Annotated in this window: 9 protein-coding genes and 8 pseudogenes; 5 read left to right on the top strand and 12 right to left on the bottom strand. The window is 58.2% G+C overall.

Translation table 11 applies throughout. From position 1 onward, the window contains the following. Positions 1-62 precede the first annotated feature (62 nt). Positions 63-278 (bottom strand): transposase, encoded by a 216-nt coding sequence (locus X738_RS89855; protein WP_245277877.1) that lies wholly within the window; start codon positions 276-278, stop codon positions 63-65. Beyond that, positions 226-642, bottom strand: coding sequence for an IS110 family transposase (locus X738_RS89850; RefSeq protein ID WP_023803955.1), 417 nt, complete (start codon positions 640-642; stop codon positions 226-228). The genes X738_RS89855 and X738_RS89850 overlap by 53 nt, the downstream gene beginning before the upstream one ends. A gap of 542 nt (positions 643-1,184) precedes the next feature. Here X738_RS89850 and X738_RS79160 point away from each other — a divergent pair. After that, positions 1,185-1,585 (top strand): annotated as a pseudogene (locus tag X738_RS79160) (IS110 family transposase); the annotation flags it as partial. Between the two features lie 151 nt (positions 1,586-1,736). On the opposite strand, the gene X738_RS85635 reads toward X738_RS79160, so the two are convergent. The 6 genes and pseudogenes from X738_RS85635 to X738_RS79135 form a co-directional block, all read right to left on the bottom strand. Next, the gene (locus X738_RS85635) at positions 1,737-2,069 is read right to left on the bottom strand and encodes a hypothetical protein (RefSeq protein ID WP_156942764.1); all 333 of its coding nucleotides are present in this window, start codon (positions 2,067-2,069) and stop codon (positions 1,737-1,739) included. A 226-nt stretch (positions 2,070-2,295) separates the two neighbouring features. Next, positions 2,296-2,718 carry a recombinase family protein gene (locus tag X738_RS86510; RefSeq protein WP_245277878.1) on the bottom strand — a complete coding sequence of 141 codons (423 nt, stop codon included), beginning with the start codon at positions 2,716-2,718 and terminating at the stop codon, positions 2,296-2,298. Positions 2,719-3,039: 321 nt separating this feature from the next. After that, positions 3,040-3,858, bottom strand: coding sequence for an SDR family NAD(P)-dependent oxidoreductase (locus X738_RS79150; RefSeq protein ID WP_036270581.1), 819 nt, complete (start codon positions 3,856-3,858; stop codon positions 3,040-3,042). 178 nt (positions 3,859-4,036) lie between these two features. Beyond that, positions 4,037-4,435, bottom strand: a complete 399-nt coding sequence (locus tag X738_RS84065) for a hypothetical protein (protein ID WP_084833977.1) — start codon at positions 4,433-4,435, stop codon at positions 4,037-4,039. A gap of 460 nt (positions 4,436-4,895) precedes the next feature. Further along, positions 4,896-10,658 (bottom strand): type I polyketide synthase, encoded by a 5,763-nt coding sequence (locus tag X738_RS79140; protein ID WP_023803946.1) that lies wholly within the window; start codon positions 10,656-10,658, stop codon positions 4,896-4,898. A 310-nt stretch (positions 10,659-10,968) separates the two neighbouring features. Then, positions 10,969-11,895 (bottom strand): annotated as a pseudogene (locus X738_RS79135) (IS3 family transposase); the annotation flags it as partial. 109 nt (positions 11,896-12,004) lie between these two features. Here X738_RS79135 and X738_RS79130 point away from each other — a divergent pair. Then, positions 12,005-13,014 (top strand): annotated as a pseudogene (locus tag X738_RS79130) (IS110 family transposase). A gap of 238 nt (positions 13,015-13,252) precedes the next feature. Here the strand turns inward: X738_RS79130 and X738_RS79125 are convergent. Together X738_RS79125 and X738_RS89845 are read right to left on the bottom strand one after the other, a co-directional pair. Beyond that, positions 13,253-13,516 (bottom strand): annotated as a pseudogene (locus tag X738_RS79125) (transposase); the annotation flags it as partial. Between the two features lie 365 nt (positions 13,517-13,881). After that, positions 13,882-14,135, bottom strand: a pseudogene (locus X738_RS89845) (transposase); the annotation flags it as partial. 81 nt (positions 14,136-14,216) lie between these two features. Here X738_RS89845 and X738_RS84055 point away from each other — a divergent pair. Beyond that, positions 14,217-15,372 (top strand): annotated as a pseudogene (locus tag X738_RS84055) (IS110 family transposase). A 212-nt stretch (positions 15,373-15,584) separates the two neighbouring features. After that, positions 15,585-16,115, top strand: a pseudogene (locus X738_RS0144765) (IS110 family transposase); the annotation flags it as partial. Positions 16,116-16,682: 567 nt separating this feature from the next. On the opposite strand, the pseudogene X738_RS88595 reads toward X738_RS0144765, so the two are convergent. Further along, positions 16,683-16,835 (bottom strand): annotated as a pseudogene (locus X738_RS88595) (transposase); the annotation flags it as partial. Positions 16,836-17,002: 167 nt separating this feature from the next. On the opposite strand from X738_RS88595, the gene X738_RS84045 reads away from it, so the two are divergent. Beyond that, the gene (locus tag X738_RS84045; protein WP_156942762.1) at positions 17,003-17,443 is read left to right on the top strand and encodes a hypothetical protein; all 441 of its coding nucleotides are present in this window, start codon (positions 17,003-17,005) and stop codon (positions 17,441-17,443) included. Positions 17,444-17,466: 23 nt separating this feature from the next. On the opposite strand, the gene X738_RS79100 is transcribed toward X738_RS84045, so the two are convergent. Next, positions 17,467-17,876, bottom strand: a 410-nt coding sequence (locus X738_RS79100) for an ISL3 family transposase (protein ID WP_023803934.1), incomplete at its 5' end; no start/stop codon positions are given.

Raw genomic sequence — 17,876 nt, 5'->3', positions numbered from 1 at the left:
ACCAGATCCGATGCATGATCACAGCCAGTTTGCGGGCGACGCCACACGGGCTTTCTTGCTGCCTATCCGGCGAGCCAGGCGCGCGCCCCACGCTTTGAGCGCAGACCATCTGCCGACCCGAGCCGAGTGCCTGCAGCCTCGAAGAGATAGCTGCGTGTGAGGGCATCACCGCATTTTGACACAGACCCGTCACGATCGAGTTCTCCCGATTGATACGTCTCCGCGTCAAGCCGAAGTAGGCACCCACACCCGATGAACGGACAAAGCGCGCTGGACATCCACCGCCGTGACGAAGCTGACGGCTGTCAAGACGCCTATGCCGGGCACCGTCATCAACCGGCGGCAAGGATCGCTGTGTTTGGCGAACCCGAGAAGGTGCTCCTCCAACGTTCTAATTTCTTGCTCAATGCGTGCGCGGACAGCCAGCAACGCTGAAACAGCCTCTTCAAGCCCAGGCACCCCCGCGCAGAACTCGCGAACGGATTCCTCGTATTTCCTTCGACTGACTTTCCCCACAATCCTGCCGAAGGTCTTCAAAAGCCCACGTATCTTTGTTCCGAGATCGCGGCGCATGTTGACCAGCTGGGCACGGGAAGAAAGCAACGTCCGCACACGATGGCTGTCGAGGCTCTTGACCGCCACTTCCTTATACCAGCCGCTCCGAATAAATCTGAGCTAAGCCGCAGGCGTCATTGTCATCAGTCTTGTTCGGCTGAACCGACAACGCCACCTTAGCATGCCTGGCATCAAGGCAGACGACAGGAAGGCCGTTTTCGCGGAGTGCGTGCCAATGCCACGTGCACAACGGTCCTGTTTCCAGGCCAATCTTCACAAATGGTGGTGCATGCTTGCGAATGGCTTCAGTCAAGGCTTCAGGGGTTGAGGAAACCTACCACGCCAAACCAGGGCGCCCTCTTCGTCAAGAACGCATACCGATGTCAGGTCGAGGGAAACATCCAGACCAACAAAGTGCTTCATCATCCCATTCTCCACATGGCGAGATCAAACGTCAGCAGTTTAGCTGAGTGCTGGATGCTCCGCGATCATGCCATGTATTCGGCTTGAGCCTCATCTTCGGACGACCATGGCATGGTGGATAAGCTTGAAGGTGCTGCGCTTCGAGGCTGATGGTAAACGTGGTTCTGCATGGCGCAGCCACAAGCATCAGAAGGAGGAAGCGCAGCATGAAACATCATGCAGCATTGGATGTCTCCGTGAAAGAGACCGCAATTTGCATTGTCGACGAAACAGGAAGATCTGCCGGGAGATGAAGGTGCCGAGCCATCCCGAGGATCTTGTGCGGGTGCTCTCGGATCCTGACTGGACCTTTGAGCAGATCGGCCTCGAGGCCGGACCGCTGTCGCAATGGCTGTTCAGCGGCCTTGCCGAGGCCAGCCTGCCGGTGATCTGCATCGAGACCCGCCACACCAAGGCGTTCCTGGAGGCGCAGCCGAACAAATCCGACCGCATTGATGCCCGTGGCATTGCCCAGATGATGCGGGTCAACCTGTTCCGCCCGGTCCATGTCAAGACGCTGACGAGCCAGAAGCGCCGGGCCCTGCTGACGGCGCGCAAGCTCTTGCAGGACAATCGGGGACTGGGGTGACAAGATCGATTTGTCGCGCTTGGGCCAAACCCGCTTCACAGGCTTGCACGCGCTTGAGCGCGGCCTCCCNTGGTGGCCGCAATGAAATCGGAATGACTGGCCGGCTTCAAATCGGAATCGGTGGCCGGCTTCATCGGAATACGCAAGATTCAGGTTTGCGAATGCAAAGCTGCGAGTGCTGGCCGCCTTTCCAGTGGATCGTCAAAATGACTTCAGGCTGCTCTTCATCGACGTCAGCAATGGTATCAGTCGCGAGGGCACGAAGGAGTTGCTGACGATATCGCATGTCGACGTTAGGTGCGCGCCAGGCGGCCTCCAGATCGGTGGCAATGCCAGCAAAATCGGGGACTGGGGTGACAAGATCGATTTGTCGCGCTTGGGCCAAACCCGCTTCACAGGCTTGCACGCGCTTGAGCGCGGCCTCCCAGCTCTTCTCAAGTTGGGCAGCGATTGTCAGGATCACAAGCGGCGTAGCGACGTTCAGCGAGAGATGCCTCGTATCGCGCTTGTTGCAANAGTTGGGCAGCGATTGTCAGGATCACAAGCGGCGTAGCGACGTTCAGCGAGAGATGCCTCGTATCGCGCTTGTTGCAAGTCCAGTTCCATCATGCGGTGCCGTTCTTCCAGATTATCCCGATGCATTNGGTCAGCTTCCATTGCGGCCTCGATCGCCATTGGCGTTACGGCCCTCAATATCTCCTGCCGATCGCAGGGTCGATGCGAGACGCACCAAAAGTCATGCATCGCGGTTTGGCCAGCATCTGGTTGATACGTTCGCAGCGGTAATAGGGATGGCCCGGAGCGCGCCCCGAATAGACAACCCCCAACCGTCTTCCACTGGCCGCAGGTGAGCAAGCCCCCGGGCAACGCCAGCCTCCACGACCCGACTTGATTCCTCCTTTCTGTCCAAACGCATTGACGGGGATAAGGCTCTGGTTTCTCTCAAACTCACTCCAATCGATATAGCCTTCATGATGATCCTGGAGCAGCACATCCCACGTTCCAGAAGGCTTGCTCTGTCCGTAGCTTTTGCGAGCCCGGCCATCGACAATCTCCGTTCGCTTCTCACTTTTACCATAGACGTAGACCCCGGCGTAGAACGGGTTCTTCAGAATCGANGCCCTTCATGCCCAACAACAATCGATCGTTGGGCCGACAAGGATCGTACACCCCGTCGAGATCTATGACGCGCGCAATGGGATGGTCCGCCTCGTCCTCCCGCCCCATCATCCCTCAGTCAAGCACAGCTTCCACGTCGTCAGGTTAGATAGCGACGGCGAGCCCGTCCGAGTTCGTTTCCGACGCAGCACGTTGCTGCAGTTTTTTGCGCCTGCGGTCGCAGGAATGGAATATTGCGCTGGAGCAGGAAGCTACAAAATGCACCGCGTGATTGGACCAAGGCCATGGCCCAGTTCGCTGCCTTTGACCCGGTGTCAGGCTATCAAGTCTGGTCGTCGACGTCTTTCAGATGTGTTTGCAACCGGGCGCAGATGGTCGCCGGCATCAACAACAATGATCTGACCAGTAATGTTTGATGCTTCCGTCAGGAAGAACAGCGCAGCCTCGGACATCTGTTCCGGTGTGCCTGCGTGGCGTAGAGGCGTACGCTGTGCCTCGTCTTCTTTCATCTTGTTGTATTCAATTTCGCCAATGCCATTTAGCATCCAACGGGTTTGGATGAAGCCGGGGCAAATGGTGTTCACCCGAACGGCAGGGCTGAGCCAGCGTGCGAGCGTCACGGTAAGAGTATTTAAGGCGCCCTTAGACAGCGTATAGGGCACTGAGCTGCCGGCGCCGGTAAGGGCGGCATTGCTGGACACATTTACGATCGCACCGCGTTCTTCGCTTTCCTCCCATAGTCTCTTCATGGCCGGAAACACAGCACGGCTCATCATGAAAGCGCCGGTGGTGTTCACCCGAAATATGCGGTCGAAATCTTCTGGTGTGACGTCTTCAAGGTCGCCGTCTTTTTGAAACTTTGTGGTGGCAGCGTTATTGATAAGGCCGTCGATGCGCCCCCATTTGCTCAGAGTCTCGGCGACCAGTCTGCGGCAATCTGCGTCTTGCCCCACGTCGGCCTGCACAACGATCGCTTCAACACCTTGTGCTTTAACTTTGGTATAAGTCTCACCGGCTTCCTTCTTGCTTCTATTATAGTTTATCGTGACGTTCCATCCCCGCGTTGCGAGATCTATGGCGCAAGTCGCGCCCATGCCGGTTGCAGATCCTGTCACAATTGCCACTTTGGTCATCATGTTTCCTTTATAACAATTTACATTGCTCTACGAAGCAGTCGGCGCAGTTCAGAGTAGCTTGTGGGATGCGATTCGGGCGGCGCCCCTCTGTCGTGATTTTTTAGCCTCTTGCTGAGATTTCTTTAACTTCTCGAGTGGGCTGCGAGAAACCTGATGAACTTGAAGCGATGACAACTTAGGCGCGAACGGACTCAAGCGTCATTCGGCATATGGTTGTGATGTCGTAGATAGGCAGCCCTGTCATACGTCGGATTGCCGGCGTTATCGGCGGGAATCCAGTGCACGTGAACAGTAGCGCAGCGATATCCGGGTGTGCGACGCGGAGCCGCGCGACACAAGCTGCCACATCATTCTCGATGTCGGCGATATCGGTCGGTTGTGGCGGACGCATGCACGCGTTTTCCAACATCTTACCGCCTTCGATGCCGCCGATGACGATCCGATTTCGGTCGGCCCGATCACTGAGCCCAAGCAAATCATCTCGAAACACTCGTGAATCAGCTGTGACAACAGCGAGTTTGGCTTTTGGGGGCAGTTGGCGGAGCAGCGCCGGCACTAAGAGCAGGCTGGACATTACTACCGGGACACTTCCCGCCGCAGCCACCGCCGCCTGATGCCGAACAGCAGAGCCGCAGTCCGAGCTGATTACGACNCGGCGCCGGCGGCGTCACGCCGGATGGCAAGCCAGGTTCCAAGTCCAAAATTCCAAGGCAGCTTCCGGTTTGCGATGTCATTCCGGCCTCCAAGGGCATGTAGTTACATTTGATGTGCGTGGTATATGCGCCTTCGTAAAATGTCGATTGTCGCCGCCGACCACCTGGTGCAAGATGGCCATGTGCGATAGCAGGTTCGGAGATCTAGTGGTCACAGCCTAACAGACGACTCCGATTTGGGATTCCCTTTGGGAAGTGCGAGTCTGGCGCATGCTACAGGAAGATGATCCGCTACTAGTCTCGCCGACCGCCAGAAACAGAGCTGCATCTGTCTGCTGCGTCTGCGTTCTAGACTAAATGTTCCACGGCGACCGGCAACATTTAGTCTAACAAGTTTTGAGGTGTCGTTATTGGCGACGGGTGGTTACACTTGCATATTCGGTCATACAGGTCGCCGAACGTCGCCGCCTCGATTATCTCATCCAATTGCGGGGACCTCCAGAGGTCGCTTTTATTCAAATGAGCTTGGAGCTCTGCGGCAATAAGGCTGTCCCCTCCAACATCAAAGAAGTTATCGTCCAAGCATATTTCGTCGGCGCCGATAATAATCTTTAGTTCATCAACGAAAATTCTCTTCGGATCGCCGTTACACGACATATTGTCCCCTCCTGTTTCAACTTCTTCTTTTGGAAGAGATGTTCTCTCCTCTTCTGGCGGCTCATCTGGCGTCGTGAACAATTTCCCACTTTGCCGTTCTCGCTCCCCGGGCTGCCGCGGAACCGTCGGGCCCGCAGGCTGATCGTCCGGCCAGCATCGGTGACCGTCGAATGAGTATGTTGGAAGGGGAATGCGACGGCGAGTACCGAACGGTTCCAGTTGATCACTGGCCCGTCTCCAATCTACCGCAACACCCGCGGCCCAGAGTGCGCCAAGGCATTCCAGAAGGACATGGCGGTCAGTGGACTCTTCATCGTTCTCGTCGCGCGCGGCTGGGACAATCGATGGAATTCGGGTCTTGCGATCCTCCGGGTTGATCGCCCCATGTGCGAAACGCGCCAGATTGCGCGAAGGGCCAAGGTCGATGAGGGCAGCTACACCAGCCGCGACCGTGGTCTGGATAGAGCGATCGAATCGGATAGTCCCAGATGCGTGCCCACTCCAGTGGCTCTCCGGCAAGGGTACTTTCACGCCATGCAGGGATCCTGAATTAAGAGCTATGGCGACATTTGGCAGACCCCTTTCGAGTATACGGACCTGCGCGTCGATGACGTTAGTCGCTCCTTTCATTAGCGGAGAATGGGTGGGGACGCCAGCCGTGTTCACGAGGTTGTTGGGGATCTGTCGCTGTTCGAGACTTTCCTGAAGCCTTTCCAGAAGTTCCCGCTTGCCGGTGAGCACGACGCTGGTATTTGAGTTCACGACACCGACGCTGATCTCGCCAGCTTCAGCTCGATCACACCAAGCGTCCTCCGTGAGGATACGCTCAGCCTCGTTCGGGCCGCATCCGACCGCAAGCATAGCACCATCGATACCAAGATTCGCCATCGCGCGGCTCCGAACGACCGTCAGCCCAACAGCATCTTCTACTTTTAGAATGCCCGCTAGGGTAGCCACAATGTATTCGCTCATGCTGTGTCCGACGAGATAACCGGGCCGCACTCCAAACAGTTCTAGCAAACGCGCCATGGCGTATTGAACGGAGAAAATCATGACACTGATTTCTTCGAAGGAAGCCGTCCGGTATGCGTCGTCTTCTCCAAACATGACCGTCTCCAGGTCACGATCGAGAACCCGGCGACTAGCGGCGGCACAAGCCAGGAAAGCATTGCGAAAGTCTGGCACGTGATCAAAGAGGTCTTTGAACATTCGCGGCTTCTGCACTCCGCAGCCGGGCAGCATGAACCCAATCGACGGCGAGGAAACGATCCGATCAGCTGCACGATCCGCTTCTTCTTCCAACCTCGCGATGGCCGTGTCCAAGTTGCGCGCCACAACGACAGTTCGATGCTCGAACTGGCATCTCGCCACGCGGAGTGTATGAGCGACGTCACCAAGATCGATATCTCGGTTACGGCCCAGGAACGCGGCTAGATTCCGGCAGGCTCGGCTTAACGCCGAGGAGGTCTTTGCAGATAGGCAAAGGGCATGAGATCCCCGTGCGACCGATCCTGGCCAAGCTCTTGCATTGTCGCTGCCCCATTCCTGCAGAACGACATGGCAGTTGGTTCCGCCCATACCGAGCCCCGTGACTCCGGCAGTGCGCGGCCGTCCCGGCGGACGGGGCCAAGGTCTAAGCTGCTCATTGATGAAGAAGGGCGTGTCTTCCAGACCGAGATCTTCGTTTAGCCGGTTGATTTTGATGGTCGCGGGGATCACTCCGTACTGAAGGGTGAGAACTGTCTTGATAAAGCCCGCCACCCCTGAGGCAATGTTTGCGTGGCCGATATTCGGTTTAATTGACCCGAGCGCACAGGCGTGGCCTGTTTTCGCTTGCCCCGCGAAGACCTCTGCCAAAGCGCGGACCTCGATCGGGTCGCCGACCTTGGTGCCGGTCCCATGAGTTTCGATGTATTCCACATCTTCAGGGCCAAGTGCCGCGGAGGCAAGTGCTTGGCGCACCACTTCGGCCTGCCCTCGCGCGCTAGGCGCCGAGAAGGACGATTTGGCGCGGCCGTCGTTGTTAATGGCACATCCTTTTACCACCGCGTGGATCGGGTCGTTTGCCTCAAGCGCGTCTTCAAGGCGCTTGAGAACAACAACTCCTACCCCATCTCCGAGCACCGTGCCGCTGGCATCGGCATCAAAGGCTCGGCACACACCGTCCGAAGATTTAATGAAGTTCTTGACAAACTGATACCCCGCTTGAGGGAAGGTGATACTCGAGCTACCTGCCAACGCCATGTCGCAATAGCCGCCGGCGAGCGACTGAGCGGCGACCGCGATCGCCACTAATCCAGTTGAGCATGAGGTTTGCACCGCAATGCTTGGGCCGTTGAGGTTCAGCATGTAGGACACGCGCGTGGTAAAGTAGTCCTTCTCGTTCCCGAGTTCCGTCAGGAAAGCGAGTGGCGCGTTGGTGGGGTCGATGAGGCCGCTGCCCTTCAAATGGTGCAATAGATAGAGTGGAGAAGAAGAACCTGCGAACACTCCGGTCCGGCCGTCATGCTGGGTTGGCGCATATCCGGCGGACTCGAGTGCCTTCCAGCAGCATTCGAGAAACAGGCGATGCTGCGGGTCCATTAATGTTGCCTCGCGCTTCGAAAGGTTCCAGAAATCCGGATCGAAAAGATCCACATTGTTGAGATGGGCGCCCACGCGCACATAATCGGGGCGCTTCAGGACAGCCTCCGGAATGCCCCGGGCCTTGAGTTCCTGCGTGGAGAGCGAGGTGATCGAGCACACCCCCTGGCAGAGGTTCTCCCACAGGGCGTCCACCGTCTCCGCGCCAGGAAAACGCGCGGCCATACCAATCACCGCAATGTCCATACCGGGGCTGCGTCGACGGTCCAACGCCTTCACATGCGCCCTACCCGGCAAGACTGGCTGAGTTTTAGGGAGCTTGGCGCTTTGGGGACGTCCCTGCTCGCCAACGCGTTTGCGGAGAAGAGCCGCGAGTTCGTTGAAGGTCGGATTGAGGAAAACCTCCACTACGCGGAGCTCCACCTTCAGACTCTTACGAAGCTGGGCGCAGAGACGGGCAGCCAGAAGGGAGTGTCCGCCGCAGTCAAAAAAGTTGTCGTCCGGATCGGCACCTTCGGCCTGGAGAAGGTCGCGCCAAGCTGCGTGAAGTGCCGGTTCGACGTCGTCGGTACCGGTCACCGGAGCGCACGCCTTTTGCGCGAGCGCGCGAAGGCGCGACCTATCAAGTTTCCCGTTGGCCGCTATAGGCAATTCGGTCAGAGCAACGAACTCTGACGGAATTGCGTAGTGCGGCAACTCAGACTTCAAATATGCCCGCAAAGAAGCCTGCCACCCCTTGCACGGATTCGACAAGACTACATAGGCGATCAGCCGATCAGGCTGGCCGGTCGTCGGATTGAGCTCCGGCAATACGGCGGCGGAGCGGACGCCGGCGTATTGAAGCAAAGCAGCTTCTACAGACGCTGGAACGACGCTGTATCCCCGGATCTTCACCATGAAAGCGCAGCGCCCCAAAATCTCTAGTTGGCCGCCGGGCAGCATGCGGCCAAGATCTCCCGTGCGGAACATCGTGCCTTCGGCGCGGAACGGGTCGGGAAGGAACCTTTCGCGCGTCATCTCCGGGCTGCCGAGATATCCATGAGCCAAGACATCGCCGCCGACGAAGACCTCGCCCAAGAAGCCCAGCGGGACGGGATCGCGTTGCTCCCCGAGGATATAGACACTGACATTGTATTGAGGCGGACCGACGGGCGCGACCTTTTGTGTTGTCGCAGGATCGATCTTGCTCAAGTCAATATGCGCGATATCACATGCCTCCGTGGCGCCGTAGTAATTGATGATTCTGACGTGCGGCAGCGCATCCCTCACACGCGCAAGCAACGCTGCCGTTAGTACCTCGCCTGATAGGTAGATAAATCGGAGATCCGAAAGGCGGGAAGGGACGTCGATGAAGCCGCTGCTGAGAAGAACATCCAATAGTGAAGGAGTTAGCAATATTCTGGAAATTCGATTTCGTTCGAGGTAGTCGACCAGCTGCTGCGGATCGTAGATAACGTCATCAGGGATCAGATAGGCTGGAATTCCGGCGAGGATCGGCCGCATGATAGCCCCGAAGAGATTGACCGCTTCACGCTCATCAGACGCATATGGCAGCGCGCAATAGCGCCACTGGTAAGAGGATACAGCGCTTCGATGAGGACAGACGGCCCCTTTTGGTTCACCAGTCGTGCCAGACGAAAATGCAATCTGGGCCGGCGCGTCGATATCCACCGCTTGGGGATTGACCGGACTGGCCTTGCCAAGTTGTGCTTCCCAACCCTCGTCGAGCGACAGCGCAATACCGGGCCAGTCAGGCGGAAGCTTAGTTGCAAAACGGTTGTTGGTGACAACGATTTCAACACTTGCTTTCTCAAGTATTCTCTTTACCGCAGCAACGGGCAGTGCTTTGTCAAGCACGACATAGGCAGCCCCTGTCTTAAGAATACCGAACAAAGCGACGGCGTATTCAGGTGAAGTATCCATCATGATACCCACGCGGGAACCTCGGCTCTGACCCTGTCCGAGGAGGTGCCCAGATAGAATGTCGCTCAAGTCGTCGAGTTCACGATATGTGATGGTCGCAGCCTCTGAAACGATCGCAGGACTGTCGGGGGTGAGAGCCGCTTGTTTGCGGAATTGCTCATGCAGGGTTAGACTATTATAAGGGAGGGCTTCGCCGTGTTGGATGGAAGCTGGAAGTTGTCCCTTCACCTCGCCAATCTCGCGCAGGAGGCTAGACACCACCTCCTCCGTCATGGAATGAGTGAAAAAGTGATCGCCATCAAACATAATCCGAGCAAAGCGAGACGTCGTAAGCCGATGCCATCCGTCTAGGTCATTGGCATTGATTTCGTCCTTAACTCCGCCCATTGCAGTGATTGCAACCTTGAGGCGCGTTGGCAGGTTTCGGTCGTAAGTCTCCGCAAGTTCGAAGTCGGCCCTCAAGGGCGGCAAAATGAAATCCAGTAGCAGTTTCTCGTTTGCCAGCGCCTTCTTGGGGACCATGCCAAGAGTACGGATCACATCAATTAACTTATCATCCTCGTATCTATACATCGGCGGCTCTTGCGGGGGCAGGTCGGCCGACGGGTGAGCAGATACAACAACATGGAAGGGAGATGGCCGACGGGCCTCCTCTAGGGAGCGGGCAATCTCGTAGGCCACGAGGGCACCTGCGCTATGGCCGAAGAAAACAAAAGGCCTATCGCTGTATGCCTGGAGCGCCTCGATGACCATGGGTACCAGTACGTCCATGCTGCGAATGGCGGCCTCCGCTGATCGTTTGCCGCGCCCGGGAAGATCCAGGCAAATAAGCTCAACGTCGTCGGGGAGATAGTCCGACCAATTACGGAAGGACTGGACGCTACCCCCGCCATGAGGGAAGCAAACTATCCGATACGACGGCTCAAGTGAACTCTTTAGGACGCTAAGAACTGCTTCGCCTTCACCAGGAACTTGTTCCATCTCTTAACTACTCCACCTAGATTCGGCCTGCCGTTATCATCTCTAACCGAACCAGTTTTCAATCTAACTTTCCGGCAGTCAATATAACAGCGATTAGCGAATGTCCAAAGATAATGTTTATTAAAATTGATGGAACCTCTGTTAACTAATTTGCGACATGATGATTTTACATGAAATCTAGCTTATCCATTTGACATTTGACACGAGCGCGCGCCCTCGTTATCGAGACGCGGGCTCACGCTGACGCGACTCTTGCCGCCGGAAACGAAACTCGCTGTCGTTGGCGGCAGATGACGTTGCCCCCAGTTTTTTATCCAACCCGAAGTTCGCTCAGGCGATCGGTCTTGCCCTGTGGGGCGGGTTGAGCGACGGGCAAAGGCGCGGAGCCGATCATGGTGCGTACCGCGTGTCCCGTCGCGGGCTGAAGGGTTGGCGAACTCGAAGGGTGTCTGCCACCCGAGCCGCGAATGTGGGCGATGGACGTTATAATCCGTTCGCCAACTGGCAGGCGCAGCGCGCGCCTGAGGCAATGACGTGAACAGCGTCTCGGTCAGGAGTTCGTCGCGGAGGCGTCCGTTGAAGCTTTCCACGCAGGCATTCTGTATTGGCTTGCCCGGTGCGATGTAATGCCATGCGACATGGCTCCCGTCTGCCAGGCGAGGATGGGGTTGCTGGTCAGTTCACTGCCATTGTCGCTGACGACCATCTTCGGCTTGCCGCGCTCCATCATGAGGCGATCGAGTTCGCGCGCAACCCGCACGCCGGAGAATGACGTGTCCCCGACCAACGCCAGGCATTCGCGCGTGCAATCGTCGACGATAGCCAGAACACGGAAGCGGCGACCGTCGGTCAGTTGATCGGAGACGAAGTCCAGCGACCAGCGGTCGTTCGGCGCAACCGGAACCATCATCGGTGACCGCGTTCCAATCGCCCGCTTGCGTCCACCCCGCCGCCGCACGGCAAGCTTCTCCTCGCGATAGAGCCGGAACAAACGCTTGTGATTGACGACATAGCCTTCCCGCCGCAACAGCACATGCAGACGTCGGTAGCCGAAGCGCCGGCGCTCATGCGCGATCGCCTTCATCCGCTCCCGCAGGTCCCGGTCGTCGCCGCGGATCGCCGCATAGCGGACCGTCATCCGACTGCACCCAATGATCTTGCAGGCCCGCCGCTCGCTCATCTCGTAGGTTTTTCGAAGATGAACGACAGCCTCTCGCTCGGCAGCGGGCGTCACCATTAATGGGATGGTCCGCCCCGTCCTCCTCGCTCATCATGCGGAGGTCAGATCAATGGAGGAAAGTAGCATGGCGCATCGTAATTTGCCGTGACCCGCGGCTGTCTATGGAATCGATATTGGCAAGAACATTTTCCACGTCGTTGGCCTGAGCTGCGACGGCACGCCTGTTCAGAAAGCCCGCTTTCGGCCAGAGACCCTTCTGCAGTTCTTTACACGCGCAGATCCGAGCATAGTCGGCATGGAATCCTGCGCAGGTTCACAGTGGCTCGCCCGGAAAATACAGGCACTTGGTCACACAGTGGGCTTGATCCCCGCGCAATTTCGTGAAGCCGTACGTGAAGTTGAACAAGAACGATATGATCGACGCTGAGGCGATCGCGGAGGCTACGACACGGCCGACAATGCGCTTCATCACCGTGAAGGAAACTGATCAGGTCGATCTTCAAGCGCTGCACAGGATTCGTGACCAGATGATCGGCTCGAGGACGCGCTTGATCAACCAGATGCGGGCTTTCTGCCTCGACTACGGCGCCCCTTTGCGTCAAGGCGCGGGATTGTTCAAACTTGATCTGCCGCACGCCTTGAATGACGAGGAGAACGATTTGTCGCCGACAATGCGCCGGCTGCTGGGCGATTTAAACGCCGATCTCTCTCGCCTTGAAGAGCGTATCCGCCAGGTGACGAAGGAGATCGAAGCGATAGCCGATCGAGAGGGACGTCGCACGCCGACTGATGACAATCCCTGGTATCGGCGCATTAGGTGCGACTGCATTGCTCGCCGCTATCGACAACGGGCAGCAGTTCCGCACAGCCCGCGATCTAGCGGCATGGCTGGGCTTGGTGCCCAGACAATATTCGACTGGAGGAAAACAGACGTTGCTGGCCATCAGCAAACGCGGCAACCGCTATGTGAAAAAGCTCCTGGTGCACGGAGCGCGATCCTGCTTTCGGCATCTGGACCGAACGCGCGATCGCTTGGGAAGCTGGCTCAACGGTCTTCAGTCTCGCATGCATCCGAACAAAGCCGTCGTCGCACTTGCCGCCAAGATGGCACGCATTGTCTGGGTGCTTTTAAACAAGCCGGGTGCACTCGTACGCAGAGATCCTGCGTTCGCCTGACGCTTGCGGCTCGATTGCAAGGCTCGGGAATCGTGATGCCGAAACAGTGGATCAGCATGCCGTAAGCCCTGTGCAAAAAAGCGGGCTTCGTGCCCGAACCATTTATTGGGAACGGCATGTGCGGATCTCATCATGGCCTGGCTGCAACAGCAGTCCACCCGCGAGAGGCCGGATACATTTATGCAACTGAAATCGTCATTCGTGATGTCGCGACACCTTGCACCGACGGGGCGGACCATACATTTTTTCCGAGAAGATCCTTCAACGCGGCATTGTCGAGCATGGCGTCAGCCAGAAGCCACTTCAGTCGCGCATTCTCCTCCTCCAGCGTCTTCAGCCGCTTCGCCTCCGACACCTCCATGCCTCCGTATTTCGCTTTCCATTTGTAGATGCTGGCGTCGCTGACGCCGTGCTGGCGGCACAGATCTTTCACCGAAACCCCTGCCTCGTGCTCCTTCAGAATTCCGATGATTTGCTCTTCACTGAAACGGCTGCGCTTCATTCTCTGGTCCTCTTGCTGGGCCAGAGCTAACTTCAAACCGGATTAAGCCGAAGGGGCAACGTCAGCTGTGTTGTGTACTCCATAACCGAGCTCGGGATTCTGTGGAGGTAGCGGCGCCACTCGGTTGCCTCTCCCTGCAAATACCGGAAAGTCTCAACGCTTTGCATCTGTTGTTCCCAAATTATTGGCGAGGCGACTTGGCGCCTTCATCAAAATCAATCGTCCAGCGCCTTCCGTCAAATGCAGTTTGTGTATCGGCCTCATCTAGGACCAAGATGGCTGTCTGAGTAGTCACGTGGTCATTGCGTCCGTCGACGCTGATGCCTCGATACTGCCACGATCGATGCTGGGGCGACATCCTGTCGTCATGAGGTATCCGGCTGCGATCGTGACGGCCCAGTGCGCCATCGCGGCGGTGATGCGCAGAATGCCGCCAGCAGGGACAGACGGTTGGGTCAAAGCGCGGGAGCGGCCTGGTGGTCTCGCCGGCTGCGGTGGTCAGAGCGAGCTTCATCGCCACAGGAGTTGCCGGATGATGGCGAGTCGGGCGGCATCCATTGGCGAGGAAGCCATAGTGGCGGATGCGGTGGAAGCCGTCGGGCAGCGTGTGCAGGAGGAAGATCCCATGACGAGAAAGGGATAGCGACCCACGCGGTGGCAGAGTGGGGTTGCTGGTCAAATTAACTTTGTGGAAGCAATCATGCTTATTGCAGATGATCGACCCGAGGCGCCTGCCGCTATCCGCACCCATCTTGGCGCGATTTTAGTTTCACTGGAACTCAGCAAGTCGACGCGGCGGTGACGTCGCTATTGCCAGGCGGGGGTGAGCGTACGTCGAAGCATGCGGTGCGAGGTGGTGATATTGCGGGACTGCTGGCGCGCTTTGCACAGCTTCGGGAAAGGCTCAAGTGCGCACCGGCGAGACCTTTCCGATTGTCGTCATCCAAGAGGCCGGTTTGGACGATTTTTGGATCCACCGTATCCTTGAGCATGAGGGGATCGAGAGCCATGTTGTTGATCCTGCCTCCATTGCCACCTCGCGCCGGCGACGGCGGGCGAAGGCCGATAAGATCGACGGCGAAACGCTGGTGCGCGCACTGCTTGTTATAAACGCGGAGAGCCACGCGTATGCGCGATGGCGAAGCCACCGACGCCCGAAGCAGAGGATCGGCGCCGGATCTGCCGAGAGCGCAAGGTCCTGGTCAGTGAGCGGACGAGCCACGCCAATCGCATCAAGGGACTGCTATTTGCGCAAGGGATAACCGGCTATGATCCGCTGCGACGTGACCGGCGCGAGCGGCTTGACGATCTCCGGACGGGTGTTGGCCGTGTGCTGGGCAGGCAGCTCAAGGCGCAGCTCATTCGCGAGCTCGATCGCCTCGAGCTGCTGTTCGAGCATATCAAGTCAGTCGAAGCCGAGCGTGACGCGTTGCTGGCCGCCGATGTCGCGGACACGCCTGTGGCGTTGCTGCTCGACCTCAAAGGCATTGGCCCCGAGAGTGCCGCCATCTTGTATACGGAAGGGCTGTTCCGAAAGTTCGACACCGGAGGCAGGTTGAGCCTATGCCGGGCTTGCGCCGACGCCTTGGCGGAGCGGATCAATCGACCGCGAGCAAGGCGTCTCAAAGGCTGGCAATCCTCGGCTCCGGACAACAATGATCGAGCTTGCCTGGCTGTGGCTGCGCTACCAGCCCGAGTCAGCGCTCTCTCGTTGGTTCCGCGAACGAGCAGAGTGTAACGCCGGGCGCGTGTGCAAAACAACGATCGTCGCGCTCGCACGAAAGTTGCTCGTCGCTCTCTGGAAATATGCGACCGCAGGGGTGGTCATCGAGGGCGCCGTCATGAAAACCGCCTAAGGCGATCAACCCTGGCATACCTATCCGGAGGGCCAATTAGCCCCCCGCGGATCCAGGGAGACAACCGAATCCGCCGCTGGTCTGAACCACCGACAGGAAGAATGGTCTCCCTTGCCCGCCGAAAGCAGATGAGGTGGATGGCTCCCGCTCCCGGCATCTGAGTGCCACAGTGGGTTTGCTGTCAGGCAACCCGAGCAAAGGAGCCATCCGCCGTGCAGATTACCACCGTGGGCCTTGATCTAGCCAAGCGCATTTTTCAAGTTCACGCCGTCGACGCGTCTGGGGGCGTTGTTGTTCGCAAGGCACTGCGCCGATCCCAAGTTCTGCCGTTCTTCGCCAAGCTGCCGCCCTGCCTGATCGGGATCGAGGCCTGCGGGACGTCACATCACTGGGCTCGAGAACTGACGGAGCTCGGCCATGAGGCCCGCTTGATGCCGCCGAGCTACGTGAAGCCTTATGTAAAGCGCGGCAAGAATGATGCGGTGGACGCGGAAGCGATCTGCGAAGCGGTGACACGCCCGACCATGCGCTTCGTGGCGATGAAGTCGGCCGAGCAACAGGCGGCCCTGTCGCTTCACCGCACACGCAATCTTCTGGTCAAGCAGCGCACGCAACTCGTGAAGATGATCCGCGGCTTGTTGGCTGAGTTCGGCATCGACATTCCCCAAGGTTTGGAGCGGGCGCTCAGGCTGGCGCACCAGATCGCCGCGAAGGAAGCGACGCCGGAAGTGCCGGCAATGGCAACGCAGGTTGCTCGGTCTTCTGTGCGGGCAGGTGCTCGACACCCATGTTCGTCTCCAGGCGATCGACCGTTCGATCAGTGCCCTCCAACGAACCGACGGACGTCGCGCGACGCTTGCCGACGATCCCCGGTATCGGTCCGGTAGGGGCTACAGCATTGGCTGCATCCGTTGCCGAGCGACGCGATGTGATGGCGAGACCGGTCAGGCCGGGAACAGGGACAACCCGTCGAATGTCCGAGGCATCATAGCCTGATAAGCAGATTGGGACCCAGTTCGCCGACCCCATCAGGGCCAGCAGTCTCGAATGGCTGCATCAACAGGCCGGACAGAAGACTGCACCCGACCAACGCGCCATAACGTCGATTTACCTCTTGCATCGCGGGAGCCATCCACAGAAGACGTTATGGGTGCAGCCGTCCCAGACGGCGACCGCATGTGAGTTGGACCAGGCTCGGAAATACGCCGCGCCGCGTCAACGCAGCTGCGCTCAAACCCTGGAAGCTCCGCCAACAGAAAAGGAGGAACTATGCGCCTTTGATATCACTTGACCTGAAACTCGTCATGTGAGCGACGGATGAACTCGTGCGCATCGAGCGACATCAGGCTGGGCTCGGTGCCGTAACGATAATCGCGCCAGCGGAACGCGACGTGATCGTGGTCCATATTGATCAGCCGGGAGTTGGCGATGGCGACGCGGTGGGTATAGCGGCCGGTCCATGAACGTCTTTTTGTTCAAGGAGGCGATGGTGGCGGTAGAGTAGACGATCACGATCGAGGGGAAGAACGAATTCGGCAACGTCTGTCGTGGGCAAGTCCGGATTGGCAAGAGCTGGGAGCGCTTGTTCGACGGTGAGATCGGCTTCTCGATCAAAGAGGGCAAGACGATCATGGCGGCGCTGCAAAGCGCGGTCGTGAACCACGAGGCAGAGACCTACGCGCTTTTCCGTCGGGTTTGCCCGGACTGCCACACATTCCGACCGGCTAAGGACTACACAACGTCGGATCCGAAGCGTCTCGGCGCCGTTGAGGTTAGCAATCCGCGTTGGCTGCCGTGCCGGGAGTGCTATCCAGGCACGGTCGGCGCCTTTGCTCCGCTGAAGGAAATTTGCCCTGACCAGGCGACGCCTGAACTAATGGAATTGACGGCGCGGCTGGGAAGCATGATGCCGTACCGGCAGGCGGCGAAGGTGCTGGCCGAGTTCCTGCCCATTGAACCGACCGAGAAGCATGCGACCGTGCGCAAGCGCACCATCAGGATCGGCGAGCGGCTCGACGTGTCAATCACCACTGAATCGGGACCCTGGTTTTTCGCGCAAAAGGGGCTCTGACGCACTCTCGCTGCGGCCACAGCCTAAGTTGCACCGACGAGGCGCGCCTGGAGCAGATCAATCTTGGCGCGGCCGTACATTTGCCGCTTGATGAGTTTGAGCTTGGTGATCTGGCCTTCGGTCTGGCCATTCGACCACGGAGAGATAATGGCGTTGCGGACTGCGGCGATGTCCTTTTCGACCCCGTTTGCAAAGGAGCCGACGAGGCTTGCCTTCGCGCCGTCCAGCCAAGCGTCCAGTTTTGCGACCGCCTTTGATCGGATCATCTGCTGAAAGTCGTCGATCAGCGTTCGCGCGGTGACGAGGTCAGGAACATTGCTCTCGATTGCCGCGATCAGTACAGCGTCCGATTTGGACAGGTCGTCACGCGCCAGCGTCATGAGCCTGGCGATGCTTCGTGCCGAAGGCGTGCGGGCAAGTGCGCTTTGATCGG

This window comes from Mesorhizobium sp. L48C026A00 (genome assembly GCF_000502375.1).
Taxonomy (GTDB): domain Bacteria; phylum Pseudomonadota; class Alphaproteobacteria; order Rhizobiales; family Rhizobiaceae; genus Mesorhizobium; species Mesorhizobium muleiense.
This window is presented reverse-complemented; position numbering and strand designations above follow the sequence as displayed.